The 14,893-nt window shown below is 49.6% G+C and carries 13 protein-coding genes and 2 pseudogenes; 11 read left to right on the plus strand and 4 right to left on the minus strand.

Annotated features, from left to right (window positions below; all coding sequences use genetic code 11):
- Positions 1 to 94: 94 nt before the first annotated feature.
- From QUE34_RS28720 to QUE34_RS26425, 4 genes and pseudogenes are all read left to right on the plus strand, one after another.
- Positions 95 to 580, plus strand: a pseudogene (locus QUE34_RS28720) (prophage tail fiber N-terminal domain-containing protein); the annotation flags it as partial.
- Between the two features lie 536 nt (positions 581 to 1,116).
- Positions 1,117 to 1,398 carry a hypothetical protein gene (locus tag QUE34_RS26415; RefSeq protein ID WP_105268857.1) on the plus strand — a complete coding sequence of 94 codons (282 nt, stop codon included), beginning with the start codon at positions 1,117 to 1,119 and terminating at the stop codon, positions 1,396 to 1,398.
- Positions 1,399 to 1,407: 9 nt separating this feature from the next.
- Entirely contained in the window at positions 1,408 to 2,448 is a 1,041-nt protein-coding gene (locus QUE34_RS26420; RefSeq protein ID WP_105282966.1) for a tail fiber domain-containing protein, read from the plus strand.
- Positions 2,449 to 2,490: 42 nt separating this feature from the next.
- A complete protein-coding gene (locus tag QUE34_RS26425) occupies positions 2,491 to 2,778 on the plus strand; it encodes a hypothetical protein (protein ID WP_105282967.1) in 288 nt (95 codons plus the stop codon).
- Between the two features lie 62 nt (positions 2,779 to 2,840).
- Here the strand turns inward: QUE34_RS26425 and QUE34_RS28725 are convergent.
- Both QUE34_RS28725 and QUE34_RS26435 read right to left on the minus strand, forming a co-directional pair.
- Positions 2,841 to 4,131, minus strand: a pseudogene (locus QUE34_RS28725) (FliC/FljB family flagellin).
- A 290-nt stretch (positions 4,132 to 4,421) separates the two neighbouring features.
- Positions 4,422 to 4,670, minus strand: a complete 249-nt coding sequence (locus QUE34_RS26435) for a DinI-like family protein (RefSeq protein ID WP_062882640.1) — start codon at positions 4,668 to 4,670, stop codon at positions 4,422 to 4,424.
- Positions 4,671 to 4,889: 219 nt separating this feature from the next.
- On the opposite strand from QUE34_RS26435, the gene prfC reads away from it, so the two are divergent.
- The 5 genes from prfC (at position 4,890) to QUE34_RS26460 (ending at position 9,736) form a co-directional block, all read left to right on the plus strand.
- Positions 4,890 to 6,476, plus strand: a complete 1,587-nt coding sequence (gene prfC / locus QUE34_RS26440; RefSeq protein ID WP_000202563.1) for a peptide chain release factor 3 — start codon at positions 4,890 to 4,892, stop codon at positions 6,474 to 6,476.
- 392 nt (positions 6,477 to 6,868) lie between these two features.
- Complete coding sequence (gene osmY, locus QUE34_RS26445; RefSeq protein WP_001295410.1) at positions 6,869 to 7,474, plus strand: molecular chaperone OsmY; 606 nt, start codon at positions 6,869 to 6,871, stop codon at positions 7,472 to 7,474.
- Between the two features lie 126 nt (positions 7,475 to 7,600).
- The gene (locus QUE34_RS26450; protein ID WP_000490275.1) at positions 7,601 to 7,762 is read left to right on the plus strand and encodes a DUF1328 domain-containing protein; all 162 of its coding nucleotides are present in this window, start codon (positions 7,601 to 7,603) and stop codon (positions 7,760 to 7,762) included.
- Positions 7,763 to 7,883: 121 nt separating this feature from the next.
- Complete coding sequence (locus QUE34_RS26455) at positions 7,884 to 8,957, plus strand: patatin-like phospholipase family protein (RefSeq protein WP_286338905.1); 1,074 nt, start codon at positions 7,884 to 7,886, stop codon at positions 8,955 to 8,957.
- The gene (locus tag QUE34_RS26460; RefSeq protein ID WP_105268435.1) at positions 8,954 to 9,736 is read left to right on the plus strand and encodes a metal-dependent hydrolase; all 783 of its coding nucleotides are present in this window, start codon (positions 8,954 to 8,956) and stop codon (positions 9,734 to 9,736) included. Before QUE34_RS26455 ends, QUE34_RS26460 begins: the two co-directional genes overlap by 4 nt.
- Before the next feature lie 229 nt (positions 9,737 to 9,965).
- Here QUE34_RS26460 and QUE34_RS26465 read toward each other — a convergent pair whose 3' ends face one another.
- Entirely contained in the window at positions 9,966 to 10,829 is an 864-nt protein-coding gene (locus tag QUE34_RS26465; protein ID WP_103253527.1) for a YjjW family glycine radical enzyme activase, read from the minus strand.
- The gene (locus QUE34_RS26470) at positions 10,801 to 12,351 is read right to left on the minus strand and encodes a YjjI family glycine radical enzyme (protein ID WP_286338906.1); all 1,551 of its coding nucleotides are present in this window, start codon (positions 12,349 to 12,351) and stop codon (positions 10,801 to 10,803) included. Before QUE34_RS26470 ends, QUE34_RS26465 begins: the two co-directional genes overlap by 29 nt.
- A gap of 258 nt (positions 12,352 to 12,609) precedes the next feature.
- On the opposite strand from QUE34_RS26470, the gene deoC reads away from it, so the two are divergent.
- Both deoC and deoA read left to right on the plus strand, forming a co-directional pair.
- Positions 12,610 to 13,389 (plus strand): deoxyribose-phosphate aldolase, encoded by a 780-nt coding sequence (deoC, locus tag QUE34_RS26475; protein WP_001295412.1) that lies wholly within the window; start codon positions 12,610 to 12,612, stop codon positions 13,387 to 13,389.
- Positions 13,390 to 13,556: 167 nt separating this feature from the next.
- Positions 13,557 to 14,879 carry a thymidine phosphorylase gene (gene deoA / locus QUE34_RS26480; protein WP_000477829.1) on the plus strand — a complete coding sequence of 441 codons (1,323 nt, stop codon included), beginning with the start codon at positions 13,557 to 13,559 and terminating at the stop codon, positions 14,877 to 14,879.
- The last annotated feature ends 14 nt before the right edge of the window (positions 14,880 to 14,893 follow it).

The raw sequence follows: 14,893 nt of genomic DNA on the forward strand, positions 1-14,893 counted from the left end.
AATCGATGAACCTCGCTTTGAAAAGTATGGATTGCTGATTGAAGGGCAGCGTACAAACCTGTTAATAAACAGCACAAATCCATCAAAGTGGAACAAGTCATCAAATATGATTTTAAATACATCAGGTGTAGATGATTTTGGTTTCCAGTACGCAAAATTCACATTAAAACCAGAAATGGTGGGGCAAACCTCAGCCATTTCTATTGTCACAGTATCTGGAAGCAAAGGATATGATGTTACCGGCGATGAAAAGTATGTAACTATCTCATGCAGGGTACAAAGTGGGACTCCAAATTTAAGATGTCGATTACGATTTGAAGAATATGATGGATCTACCTACAAATTTCTGGGTGATGCTTACTTAAATATGACAGATTTATCGATTGATAAAACTGGCGGCGCTGCAAGTCGTATTACTGCAAGGGCTGTTAAAAATGAAGCAAGCAAATGGATTTTCTTTGAGGCAACAATTAAGGCACTTGATACAGAAAATATGATCGGTGCGATGGTGCAATATGCACCACCAAAAGGGGGAAGCACTGGTGCAGATGATTATATTTATGTTGCAACTCCTCAGGTCGAAGGCGGTTCGTGCGCTTCTTCGTTTATTATTACTGAGGCAACGCCAGTCACAAGAGCCAGTGATATGGTGAATATACCAACAAATAACAATATCGGTACACCACCTTTAACATTTCTAGCTGAAGTTCATACAAACTGGAACGAAACGCCAAATGCAGCACCACGAATTTTTGATACCAGTGGTGGGAGCACAACTCCGGGTCAATATATAAGTGTTGCTATTAGTTCAACATTATTTCCTGGTGTTACGATGTACAATAAAAACGGTAGTACAGTAGCCGCCGTATCGCCAGTATTATTTGAACAAAAATCTGTTCTTGGATTTGTTTTAAATGAATCTGGTAATGTGCATTTCGTTAGCAATGCTCAGCATGGAACTCCTAAAACTACGGATCATGTCGGTGTTAAATCTGGTTATTTCTTCAGGATTGGTGGGCAGACTAATAGCGGCCTACGTCATCTTTTCGGTCACATTCGTAATTTTCGTATATGGCATAAAGAATTAACCGATGCGCAAATGGGAGAGGTAATATAATGCGAGATTTAATTATCAAATTCACAGACAAGGCCGACTTTTCGGCCTTTATGGATAGCATTGGTTATTATGATGACGAGATGATGCAGAACGATGTTCTCATTGATGTAATAGGTGACGTATACAAAGAAACAGGCGAACTTACTGAAGATGGCGAGCCGGTATGTGTTAAGGAAGACGGATATTTTGTAAACGTGCGCATCATTAATGATTCGCAAATATCGTCATTATTCGATGAATACGCGGTTGTAGTTGAACATCAACTTCGTGACTGGATGTGAGGGAGACAAATGGCTACATCGACCGTAATTCCTGATGACATCAAAACGCTAAAATCGGATGTTAGTAAATTAAAAACCGATCAAGGAAACTACGCAACAAAATCTTATGTAGACAATAAAACAACATGGAATGGTTATTGCAATGTAATCTATGATCAAAAAACATTGCCAACAACTGGTACTATATTCAGCGGTAAGCTGCATTTGTCAAATAAGACTGGTGAAACGGAAAACGCTTATAGTGACATATATACCAGAAAAAATATTGATGGTACTAAAGATACAATGACGAGGATCGTCACACATAACGGGACAAAAGGTATCTTTTGGGACTTTAGTGATCTTTACGGCGGAACATTAATTTTTCCAGGCAGTGATGGTTACCTCAAGATGGGGAACTGTCTCATGTCGTATGGTGTGCGGGGAAGTAACGCGCTTATTAAGTTTGATTACACCGACTCCTTACAGATCAAATATGCCAATCATGGGTCGACCATGACATTAAACACACAGGGAACCGCTCACGCTGGCGTAACAACTCGACTATGGGGCAATTCTAGCCGTCCGGTTGTTTATGAAGTTGGTGTAGATGGTGAGGCTTTTATATTCTTCGGTCAAAAACAAACAGATGGCACATATGGATTTGCTGTTAATGGTGTATGTCAAGCGACCGCATTTAACCAGACCTCTGACCGAGACCTGAAAGATAATATTCAGGTGATCGATAATGCAACCGACCGCATTCGTAAAATGAACGGCTATACATACACGCTTAAAGAAAACGGTATGCCTTACGCTGGTGTTATTGCACAAGAAGCCCTGGAAGCCATCCCCGAAGCCGTAGGGTCTATGATGAAATATCCAGACGGTGGGAGTGGATTAGATGGAGAAGAAGGTGAACGGTATTACACTGTAGATTATTCTGGTGTTACTGGCTTGCTTGTTCAGGCAGCCAGAGAGTCAGACGACAGGATAACAGCACTGGAAGAAGAAAACGCAGAATTAAGACAAAGATTATCTGCAATTGAGGCGGCGCTTGCGTCTAAATAATATTAAGGGGCCGAGCGCCCCGTTATATTGGGTAGGATGAAAATGGATATAACACCTTTCCTTCATGCTCTTTGTGCTGTGGCTGCGCAGCTACTGATTGGTCTTTTTACCGGGAACTGGGCTTACGGAGCGATAGCCGGTTGTACGTTCTTCATTGCGCGTGAACACACCCAGGCAGAATATCGCTGGATTGAAATGTTCGGGCATGGCAAGCGAATGAATATGCCGTGGTGGGGCGGTTTTGATCCACGTGCATGGGATGTAGCAAGCCTGATGGATTTTGCTGTGCCGGTGATAGCGTGTCTGCTGGTCTGGCTGGTATTTCGTTGAATATCGTACCGGCCAGGAGTGTAGTGATTAGTGGCAGAATGATTCTGCCACTGGAATGCGCATTAACGAAGAAGTTGCAGAACGTTCTGCGGAACCTGGTTAGCCTGCGCCAGAACCGAAGTGCCAGCAGATTGCAGGATATTAGCGCGGCTCATTTCAGATACTTCAGACGCGAAGTCAGCGTCGAGAATACGGGAACGAGACTCGGACAGGTTGTTAACGGTGTTGTTCAGGTTGCTGATAACAGAATCGAAACGGTTCTGCACTGCACCGAGACCAGAACGCAGTTTGTCAACCTGGGCAAGTGCCGCGTCGATTGTTTTCAGCGGATCGGAGGTAGTAGCATGTGAATTGGTAACTGCAACGCCGGTATCGGTAAATGAAGACTCTAAGAACCCGGGTGCACCTCCGTGCAAATTAAATGATACGGTGGCATTGGTCAGGTGACCCTGCCCATCATCTAGATAAAAGTTTCCATCACCGTCAGTTTCCAGTGCTTTACCATTAGGTATAGCATTTGCGTCGATAAAGCAATTAAATGAATATGGTTTACCAAGCACGGAACTCAGTTTCGCTGGGTCTGGGGTTTGAGCTAAGGCTGGAGCACTGGAAAAAGCTAGTCCCCCATCAACATTCTGCGTTATGGTAAAATAATCACCGTGCGATACCGCATAAAGCGTACCCGTATCTTTATCTTGAACTATATCTTGCGGAACATTCTTAGGGTTAGCATTATCGAACGTTTAAGTCTAACTTATAAGTTGAGTGTACTAGAGGGCGATCTCCTGGACGCAATTGGGTTAGTGGCGCTCCTTTAATATTGTCTTCAACTGTGAAATCGTCCATGCCCAGACTTTTGGTATCCGTCTTATTAAGCTGGATATCGATGGTTTCACTGTCATTTGCACCTACCTGAATAGATAGAGACTGATCGCTACTTAGCACCTTGACACCGTTAAATTGCGTCTGATCGGAGATACGGTTAATTTCATCCAGACGGGCGTTAATTTCATCCTGAATGGATTCGCGGTCGGAATCGGAGTTAGTACCGTTCTGCGCTTGTACTGTCAGACGACGGATATTCTGCAGGTTATCGTTAACTTCGTTCAGAGCACCTTCAGTGGTCTGCGCGATAGAAATACCATCGTTAGCGTTACGGGAAGCCTGGGTCAGGCCTGAAATGCTAGCGGTGAAACGGTTGCTGATAGCCTGGCCTGCAGCATCATCTTTTGCGCTGTTAATACGCAGACCAGAAGACAGACGCTGAATTGCCGTACCCAGAGTGGACTGTGATTTGTTCAGGTTATTCTGTGCTACAAGGCTCAGAGCATTAGTATTGATTACTTGTGACATCTATGTAGTTCCTGTAAGTTGGGCTGAAGGCCGCAGACATATAATTAAAACCAAATATGAAAAAGTGTTTGGCAGTATGAACTGTTTGAATACGCTTTAAACAATGTATGCAATGTTGCTGCCGTAAGTTGTATATCGGCAACGAAATGATATGGCTAAAGGGATGGGAACGGAGATGACACAGTGTAAAACGCAGGTATGTCGTATAAAAACGCGCTGCGACTGGCTGGAGAATTTTCAATAGTACGAATATTGAATGATTTCCAGCCGTTACCGATTTTACGTGTTTATTAGTGAACAAACCACTCGTCAGCAGACTCCCAGGTATCTTTCAGAGTTTCCTGAACAAAAGTTTTAGTTGAATCTTTATCGGCGGTACGCGTAACAGAAAGCCCATCATTGCTGGTGGCTTTTACGATCACTTCTACATCGTCATAACGCTTACTGATGCGCCGAGTTAATTCTTCCTTTAACGCATCCACAGCACCGTTTGGCATTTTGGTCATTTTCTCTTTGGCTATGCAGATCTCAATACGCATAAAATTCCCTCTATACTGTGTTTGTATACAGTGTTATTTTTAACTGTATGAATAAACAGTGTCAATAGAGTAAAGATTGCTGCATGTACAAATGTTCTTTGGCTACAAATACACCTACTGATCATGTTCTGCTATGCTCTGATACCTCCAAAATGTACAATCAGCGGCATGAATTTTCCTTTGTACATATGATTGTACATAATCGAAGAGACAACAATTATGACAAGCCTTTTGGCCGCAGAGGTAGCGAAAAGAAGAACCTTTGCAATCATTTCTCACCCGGACGCCGGTAAAACGACCATCACCGAGAAGGTGCTGCTGTTCGGACAGGCCATTCAGACTGCCGGTACAGTAAAAGGCCGTGGTTCCAACCAGCACGCTAAGTCGGACTGGATGGAGATGGAAAAGCAGCGTGGGATCTCCATTACTACGTCTGTGATGCAGTTTCCGTATCACGACTGCCTGGTTAACCTGCTCGACACCCCGGGGCACGAAGACTTCTCGGAAGATACCTATCGTACTCTGACGGCGGTGGACTGCTGCCTGATGGTTATCGACGCCGCAAAAGGTGTTGAAGATCGTACCCGCAAGCTGATGGAAGTTACCCGTCTGCGCGACACGCCGATCCTCACCTTTATGAACAAACTTGACCGTGATATCCGCGACCCGATGGAGCTGCTCGATGAAGTTGAGAACGAGCTGAAAATCGGCTGTGCACCGATCACCTGGCCGATTGGCTGCGGCAAGCTGTTTAAAGGCGTTTACCACCTTTATAAAGATGAAACCTATCTCTATCAGAGCGGTAAAGGGCACACCATTCAGGAAGTCCGTATTGTTAAAGGGCTGAATAACCCGGATCTCGATGCTGCGGTTGGTGAAGATCTGGCACAGCAGCTGCGTGACGAACTGGAACTGGTGAAAGGCGCGTCTAACGAGTTCGACAAAGAATTGTTCCTTGCGGGCGAAATTACTCCAGTGTTCTTTGGTACTGCGCTGGGTAACTTCGGCGTCGATCATATGCTGGATGGCCTGGTAGAGTGGGCACCTGCGCCGATGCCGCGTCAGACTGATACCCGTACCGTAGAGGCGAGCGAAGATAAATTTACCGGCTTCGTATTTAAAATTCAGGCCAACATGGACCCGAAACACCGCGACCGCGTGGCGTTTATGCGTGTGGTATCTGGTAAATATGAAAAAGGTATGAAGCTGCGCCAAGTGCGCACCGCGAAAGATGTGGTGATCTCCGACGCGCTGACCTTTATGGCGGGCGACCGTTCGCATGTTGAAGAAGCGTATCCGGGCGACATCCTTGGTCTGCACAACCACGGCACTATTCAGATCGGCGACACCTTTACCCAGGGTGAGATGATGAAGTTCACCGGTATCCCGAACTTTGCGCCGGAACTGTTCCGTCGTATCCGCCTGAAAGATCCGCTGAAGCAAAAACAGCTGCTCAAAGGGCTGGTACAGCTTTCCGAAGAAGGCGCGGTGCAGGTGTTCCGTCCGATCTCCAACAACGACCTGATCGTTGGTGCGGTTGGTGTGCTGCAGTTTGATGTGGTGGTAGCGCGCCTGAAGAGCGAATACAACGTTGAAGCAGTGTATGAGTCAGTCAACGTTGCCACTGCACGCTGGGTAGAATGTGCGGACGCGAAGAAATTCGAAGAGTTCAAGCGTAAGAACGAAAGCCAACTGGCGCTTGATGGCGGCGATAACCTCGCTTACATCGCTACCAGCATGGTCAACCTGCGCCTGGCGCAGGAACGTTATCCGGACGTTCAGTTCCACCAGACTCGCGAGCATTAATTCTTGCCTCCAGGGTGCGGCAGCCGCTGCGCCCTGTCAATTTCCCTTCCTTATTAGCCGCTTACGGAATGTTCTTAAAACATTCACTTTTGCTTATGTTTTAGCGGATATCCCGAGCGGTTTCAAAATTGTGATCTATATTTAACAAAGTAATGACATTTCTGGCGGCGTTAAATACCGTTCAATGCGTAGATATCAGTATCTAAAGCCGTCGATTGTCATTCTACCGATATTAATAACTGATTCAGAGGCTGTAATGGTCGTTATTCATCACCCATCGCTTTTGTGATGGCGACCATTGACTTCTGTAGAGGGTGAAGTCTCTCCCTATTCAGCAATGCAACCTCGTGTTGCCAGGCTCAAATTACGAGCAAACATACAGGAATAAATCGATGACTATGACAAGACTGAAGATTTCGAAAACTCTGCTGGCTGTAATGTTGACCTCTGCCGTCGCGACCGGCTCTGCCTACGCAGAAAACAACGCGCAGACTACCAATGAAAGCGCAGGGCAAAAAGTCGATAGCTCTATGAATAAAGTCGGTAATTTCATGGATGACAGCGCCATCACCGCGAAAGTGAAGGCGGCCCTGGTGGATCATGACAACATCAAGAGCACCGATATCTCTGTCAAAACCGATCAAAAAGTCGTGACTCTGAGCGGTTTCGTTGAAAGCCAGGCCCAGGCCGAAGAGGCAGTGAAAGTGGCGAAAGGCGTTGAAGGCGTGACCTCTGTCAGCGACAAACTGCACGTTCGCGACGCTAAAGAAGGCTCTGTGAAGGGCTACGCGGGTGACACCGCCACCACCAGTGAAATCAAAGCCAAGCTGCTGGCGGACGATATCGTCCCTTCACGTAAAGTGAAAGTTGAAACCACCGATGGTGTGGTTCAGCTCTCCGGTACCGTAGATTCTCAGGCACAGAGCGACCGTGCTGAAAGTATCGCCAAAGCGGTAGACGGTGTGAAAAGCGTTAAAAATGATCTGAAAACTAAGTAATTCGTCGTAATTCGACCTCCCGAACTTTGTCGGGAGGCGCGATGTGCACCACACTAAAAATATCGCATTGAGTGATTTTCACGCTCATATCAAGCGGTGACATTAACTATGGTAAAGGAGACGCTTATGTTTCGTTGGGGCATCATATTTCTGGTTATCGCGTTAATCGCCGCCGCACTTGGGTTTGGTGGTCTGGCCGGTACTGCTGCAGGCGCAGCTAAAATTGTCTTTGTCGTCGGGATTATTCTGTTCCTGGTGAGTTTGTTCATGGGCCGAAAACGACCCTAGATTTCAGACCATTAAGAAAATTTTATCCAAAGCCAGTCCAACGGACTGGCTTTTGCGGTTTTAGCGAATAATAAATTGCGTTACTTTGTCATTCTTTCACAACAAAAACAGGAAGGCAGAGGTGGGGCAGCGAATACCTGTAACGCTTGGTAATATTGCGCCGTTGTCGCTAAGGCCGTTCCAGCCTGGACGAATAGCTCTGGTGTGCGAAGGCGGCGGGCAGCGTGGAATTTTCACAGCTGGCGTGCTGGATGAGTTTATGCGCGCGCAGTTTAATCCTTTCGATCTTTATCTCGGCACATCTGCTGGGGCGCAGAACCTCTCGGCGTATATCTGCAATCAGCCCGGTTACGCGCGCAAAGTCATCATGCGTTACACCACAAAACGCGAATTTTTCGATCCATTGCGCTTTGTCCGTGGAGGAAATCTTATCGATCTCGACTGGCTGGTGGAGGCCACCGCAAGCCAGATGCCGTTGCAAATGGACACCGCAGCGCGGCTATTTGACAGCGGCAAATCATTTTATATGTGCGCCTGTCGTCAGGATGACTATGCGCTGAATTACTTTTTGCCAACTAAACAAAACTGGCTGGATGTGATTCGCGCCTCCAGTGCGATACCGGGCTTTTATCGTACCGGAGTGTCGCTGGAAGGCATTAATTACCTGGATGGCGGGATCAGTGATGCGATCCCGGTTAAAGAGGCGGCAAGGCAGGGCGCAAAAACGTTGGTCGTCATCCGCACTGTGCCGTCACAAATGTACTATACGCCGCAGTGGTTCAAACGCATGGAACGCTGGTTGGGTGACAGTAGCCTGCAGCCGCTGGTCAATCTGGTGCAGCATCATGAAACCAGCTATCGTGAGATTCAGCAATTTATTGAGAAACCACCGGGCAAGCTGCGGATATTCGAAATTTATCCGCCGAAGCCATTACATAGTATCGCGCTCGGCAGTCGGATTCCGGCGCTGCGTGAAGACTATAAACTTGGGCGTTTATGCGGGCGTTATTTTCTGGCAACGGTCGGTAAGTTATTGACTGAAAAAGCGCCGCTGAGCCGCCATCTGGTGCCGGTGGTGACGCCGGAGTCGATCGTTATTCCGCCTGCACCCGTCGCCAACGATACGCTGGTTACCGAGGTGATAGACGCTCCACAGGCGAACGACCCGACATTTAACAATGAGGATTTGGCTTGATTTGCCGTTTTATCGACACCCACTGCCATTTTGATTTCCCGCCGTTTAGTGGCGATGAAGAGGCCAGCCTGCAACGCGCGGCACAAGCGGGCGTAGGCAAGATCATTGTTCCGGCCACCGAGGCGGCAAATTTTGCCCGCGTGCAGGCGTTAGCGGAAAATTATCAATCGCTGTATGCCGCTTTAGGGTTGCATCCGGGGATGTTGGAAAAACATAACGATGCATCGCTGGATCAGTTACAGCAGGCGTTGGGAAGACGTCCGACGAAGGTGGTGGCGGTGGGGGAGATCGGCTTGGATCTCTTTGGTGACGATCCGCAATTTGAGAGGCAGCAGTGGTTGCTTGATGAACAACTGAAACTGGCGAAACGCTACGATCTGCCGGTGATCCTTCATTCACGGCGCACGCACGACAAACTGGCGATGCATCTTAAACGCCAAAATTTGCCACGCACTGGTGTGGTTCATGGTTTTTCTGGCAGCCTGCAACAGGCCGAACGGTTTGTGCAGCTGGGCTACAAAATTGGCGTAGGCGGTACTATCACCTACCCACGCGCCAGTAAAACCCGTGATGTCATCGCAAAATTACCGTTGGCATCGTTGTTGCTGGAGACCGACGCACCAGATATGCCGCTCAATGGTTTTCAGGGGCAGGCTAACCGCCCGGAGCAGGCCGCCCGTGTGTTTGCCGTGCTGTGCGAGTTACGCCCGGAACCCGCGGATGAGATTGCCGAAGTGTTGCTTAATAACACGTACGCGGTGTTTAACGTTCGTGGGTAGTCTGCCCTTCGTAAGCCGGATAAGGCGTTCACACCGCATCCGGCAGTCGACGCACAATGCCTGATGCGACGCTGACGCGTCTTATCATGCCTACAAGTCTGTGCCGAACCGTAGGCCGGATAAGGCGTTCACGCCGCATCCGGCAGTTGGCGCAGAATGCCTGATGCGACGCTGACGCGTCTTATCAGGCCTACAGGCCTGTGCCGAACCGTAGGCCGCATCCGGCATGTCACAAATACAGCGCTGGAAATATCAACCGACTTACCCCGCGCTCCCGTAACGCATCAGCTAATTGCTCAACGTCTTGCGGCGTGGCGCTCGCCCAGCTTTGCGCCTCGCCATACACGCCGTGAGCATGAAACGCGTTCAGGCGTACCGGAACATCGCCAAGTCCCTTGATAAACGCCGCCAGCTCATCGATATGCTGCAAATAATCCACCTGGCCAGGGATTACCAGCAAACGCAGTTCTGCCAGTTTGCCGCGCTCGGCAAGCAGACTAATGCTGCGCTTGATCTGCTGATTATCGCGTCCGGTTAGCTGTTGATGACATTCGCTTCCCCACGCTTTGAGATCGAGCATCGCGCCGTCGCACACCGGGAGTAATTTTTCCCAGCCGGTTTCGCTCAACATGCCGTTACTGTCCACCAGACAGGTGAGATGACACAGTTGTGGATCATTTTTGATAGCAGTAAACAGCGCCACCACAAACGGCAACTGGGTCGTGGCTTCACCGCCGCTTACCGTTATCCCTTCAATAAACAGCACCGCTTTGCGGACGTGACTAAGCACCTCGTCCACGTTCATGGATTGCGCCATCGGCGTAGCGTGTTGTGGACACATCTTCAGGCAGGTATCACACTGCTCGCAGACGGCTGCGTTCCACACTACTTTGCTGTTAACAATCTGCAACGCCTGATGCGGACACTGTGGCACGCACTCCCCGCAATCATTACAGCGCCCCATTGTCCACGGATTGTGACAGTTTTTGCAGCGCAGATTACAGCCCTGTAAAAACAGAGCCAGACGACTGCCTGGCCCGTCAACGCAGGAGAAGGGGATAATCTTACTGACTAAAGCGCATCTGCTGTTCATGGCTTATAACGCGCGGCTGGCGTTCCAGAATACGAGTGTTGCGTGCGGCTTCTTCTCCCAGCCAGGTGGTGTTGGTACGTGAGCCTTCGGCACGATATTTTTCCAGATCCGACAAACGCACCATATAACCGGTAACGCGAACCAGATCGTTACCGCTGACATTGGCGGTAAATTCACGCATTCCGGCTTTAAAGGCACCGAGGCAAAGCTGTACCAGCGCCTGCGGATTACGTTTGATGGTTTCGTCGAGCGTCAAAATGTCGCTGATGCCGGAATAATAATAAGCATGATGCGGGGCGACAGTTTGCAGATGGGTGATCGGATCTGGCTCATCGCCATACGGCAAACGCGCGCCCGGCGTGGTGCCGATATCGGAACTTATCCCCGACTGTGCGTGTAACATGGCGCGTTTTTGCCAGCCATATTTCACGGGGGTATTGGCGACAAACTCCGCCAGTTGCGCGCTAATGCGATAACCCACTTCATTTGCGGCGGCTTCTTTACCGTAACGCGCGGCAATTCCTTCTTTTTCACACAGCAAGTTAACCGCTTCTGCCAGTCCGTACATGCCAAACATTGGCACAAAACGTTCAGGGTTAATCAGCCCTTCTTTCACCAGGAAGCTATTCTCAAAGAAGTGTGATTGTTGATAGAGGAATTCACACCGCGCATCGATGATGGCGATCTGCTGTTGGCAGTAGTGCGGTAGAGTGCGCGTAAAGAAGTCATCCAGCGATTCACTGCGCTCGGCAATGGCTTTCAGGTTGAGGCGTACCAGCGTGCTGCCACCACCCGCTAACGGCAGTGAGTTGTAACAGCTCACAATCCCGTAGCCCCCTTTTGTGAAAATTTTATCATGCACGGGACCGTTGGCGATGTGCGGTTTGCTACATTCACAGATGTTTTTCGCCACTTCCAGCAGCAGGTCATCAGGGGTGATTTCAGGATCGTAGATAAAAGTCAGGTTCGGTGAAACCTGCTTCAGCTCTGCGTCTGCGCGTATAATCGCACGGGTAATGGGTGAATCAGATGGGCCAATATTGGCGTGCATAAAGGCGTCTGGCAGGGTTCTGTCGAGATAACGCCAGAAACGTTTTATTCGAATATCGATCTCGTCTTGTGTTAGAATTCTAACATACGGTTGCAACAACGCATCCAGTTGCCCCAGGTAGACCGGCATCGATGTGACCGAAGGAACGTGGTGGTAAAGAATGGTCAGCAGAGAGAGTGCGTCATCAAGATCTTTTGCGCCTTCCAGCTCCAGCCATTCGGAACCGTTGGCCAAAAAACGGGCGTAATCGGGTAAGACATAGCGCGGTTTATACGGCGCATGACCTTCAAACATATCGCAGATTACACCTTCATCCAGCGCGCGGCGGGCTTCGGCAGGCAACGCCGGGTAAGGCAGATTGTTTTCTGCTTCCAGCGCCAGAAAATGGCGTTTCTGCTCCGTGCTAAGTACCGGGCTGGTGACAATTTGCTGGCAACGTTGTTGCAGTGCATTTTCATGAGAAGTGGGCATCTTCTGTTCCTTTTTATGCCGAAGGTGATGCGCCATTGTAAGAAGTTTCGTGATGTTCACTTTGATCCTGATGCGTTTGCCACCACTGACGCATTCATTTGAAAGTGAATTATTTGAACCAGATCGCATTACAGTAATGCAATTTTGTAAGTAGATTTCCTTAATTGTGATGTATATCGAAGTGTGTTGCGGAGTCGATGTTAGAATACTAACAAACTCGCAAGGTGAATTTTATTGGCGACAAGCCAGGAGAATGAAATGACTGATCTGAAAGCAAGCAGCCTGCGTGCACTGAAATTGATGGACCTGACCACCCTGAATGACGACGACACCGATGAGAAAGTGATCGCTCTGTGTCATCAGGCCAAAACTCCGGTCGGCAATACCGCCGCTATCTGTATCTATCCTCGCTTTATCCCGATTGCTCGCAAAACGCTGAAAGAGCAGGGCACCCCGGAAATCCGTATCGCTACGGTAACCAACTTCCCACACGGTAACGACGATATTGAAATCGCGCTGGCCGAAACCCGCGCGGCAATCGCCTACGGTGCCGATGAAGTTGATGTGGTGTTCCCGTACCGTGCGCTGATGGCGGGTAACGAGCAGGTTGGTTTTGACCTGGTGAAAGCCTGTAAAGAGGCTTGCGCGGCAGCGAATGTACTGCTGAAAGTGATCATCGAAACCGGCGAACTGAAAGACGAAGCGCTGATCCGCAAAGCGTCTGAAATCTCCATTAAAGCGGGTGCTGATTTCATCAAAACCTCTACCGGTAAAGTTGCAGTGAACGCGACGCCGGAAAGCGCGCGCATCATGATGGAAGTGATCCGTGATATGGGCGTAGAGAAAACCGTTGGTTTCAAACCTGCGGGCGGCGTGCGTACTGCGGAAGATGCGCAGAAATATCTCGCGATTGCAGATGAACTGTTCGGTGCTGACTGGGCAGATGCGCGTCACTACCGCTTTGGTGCTTCCAGCCTGCTGGCAAGCCTGCTGAAAGCGCTGGGCCACGGCGACGGTAAGAGCGCCAGCAGCTACTAAGCTGCCTTTTGCCAGAGGGTGGATGCCGGATGCGGCGCGAACGCCTTATCCGGCCTACGGGTCGAGTGCCGTGTAGGCCTTGTAAGATGCGTCAGCATCGCATCAGGCAATAACAACATCCGCCATCTGGCAACAACGCCTTCAAACTTATTCCACGGGAGGTTACCTTGTTTCTCGCACAAGAAATTATTCGTAAAAAACGTGATGGTCATGCGCTGAGCGATGAAGAAATTCGCTTCTTTATCAACGGCATTCGCGACAACACTATCTCCGAAGGGCAGATTGCCGCCCTCGCGATGACCATTTTCTTCCACGATATGACAATGCCGGAGCGTGTCTCGCTGACGATGGCGATGCGAGATTCAGGAACCGTTCTCGACTGGAAAAGCCTGCATCTGAATGGCCCGATTGTTGATAAACACTCGACCGGCGGCGTCGGCGATGTGACTTCGCTGATGTTGGGGCCAATGGTCGCTGCCTGCGGCGGCTATATTCCGATGATCTCCGGTCGCGGCCTCGGCCATACTGGTGGTACGCTCGACAAACTGGAATCCATCCCTGGCTTCGACATTTTCCCGGATGACAACCGTTTCCGCGAAATTATTAAAGACGTCGGCGTGGCGATTATTGGCCAGACCAGTTCACTGGCTCCGGCAGATAAACGTTTCTACGCGACCCGCGATATTACCGCAACCGTGGATTCCATCCCGCTGATCACTGCCTCGATCCTGGCGAAGAAACTGGCGGAAGGTCTGGACGCGCTGGTGATGGACGTGAAAGTGGGTAGCGGCGCGTTTATGCCGACCTACGAACTCTCTGAAGCCCTTGCCGAAGCGATTGTTGGCGTGGCTAACGGTGCTGGCGTGCGCACCACCGCGCTGCTCACCGATATGAATCAGGTGCTGGCCTCCAGTGCAGGTAACGCGGTTGAAGTTCGTGAAGCGGTGCAGTTCCTGACGGGTGAGTATCGTAACCCGCGTCTGTTTGATGTCACGATGGCACTGTGCGTGGAGATGCTTACCTCCGGCAAACTGGCGAAAGATGACGCCGAAGCGCGCGCGAAATTGCAGGCGGTGCTGGACAACGGTAAAGCGGCAGAAGTCTTTGGTCGTATGGTGGCAGCACAAAAAGGCCCGACCGACTTCGTTGAGAACTACGCGAAGTATCTGCCGACAGCGATGCTGACGAAAGCAGTCTATGCTGATACCGAAGGTTTTGTCAGTGAAATGGATACCCGCGCGCTGGGAATGGCAGTGGTTGCAATGGGCGGCGGTCGCCGTCAGGCATCTGACACCATCGATTACAGCGTCGGCTTTACTGATATGGCGCGTCTGGGCGACCAGGTAGACGGTCAGCGTCCGCTGGCGGTTATCCACGCGAAAGACGAAAACAGCTGGCAGGAAGCGGCGAAAGCGGTGAAAGCGGCAATTAAACTTGCCGATAAAGCACCGGAAAGCACACCGACTGTCTATCGCCGTATCAGCGAATAACGGTATACTGATCT

Source organism: Escherichia sp. KS167_9B, assembly GCF_030295215.1.
In the GTDB taxonomy this organism is placed as follows: domain Bacteria; phylum Pseudomonadota; class Gammaproteobacteria; order Enterobacterales; family Enterobacteriaceae; genus Escherichia; species Escherichia coli_F.

Coding starts and splice junctions, on each gene's coding strand:
- QUE34_RS26415 (WP_105268857.1), top strand. CDS start 1,117: ATGCGAGATTTAATTATCAAATTCACAGACAAGGCCGACTTTTCGGCC.
- QUE34_RS26420 (WP_105282966.1), top strand. CDS start 1,408: ATGGCTACATCGACCGTAATTCCTGATGACATCAAAACGCTAAAATCG.
- deoC (WP_001295412.1), top strand. CDS start 12,610: ATGACTGATCTGAAAGCAAGCAGCCTGCGTGCACTGAAATTGATGGAC.
- QUE34_RS26470 (WP_286338906.1), bottom strand. CDS start 12,351: ATGCCCACTTCTCATGAAAATGCACTGCAACAACGTTGCCAGCAAATT.
- osmY (WP_001295410.1), top strand. CDS start 6,869: ATGACTATGACAAGACTGAAGATTTCGAAAACTCTGCTGGCTGTAATG.
- QUE34_RS26425 (WP_105282967.1), top strand. CDS start 2,491: ATGGATATAACACCTTTCCTTCATGCTCTTTGTGCTGTGGCTGCGCAG.
- QUE34_RS26450 (WP_000490275.1), top strand. CDS start 7,601: ATGTTTCGTTGGGGCATCATATTTCTGGTTATCGCGTTAATCGCCGCC.
- QUE34_RS26465 (WP_103253527.1), bottom strand. CDS start 10,829: ATGAACAGCAGATGCGCTTTAGTCAGTAAGATTATCCCCTTCTCCTGC.
- prfC (WP_000202563.1), top strand. CDS start 4,890: ATGACAAGCCTTTTGGCCGCAGAGGTAGCGAAAAGAAGAACCTTTGCA.
- QUE34_RS26435 (WP_062882640.1), bottom strand. CDS start 4,670: ATGCGTATTGAGATCTGCATAGCCAAAGAGAAAATGACCAAAATGCCA.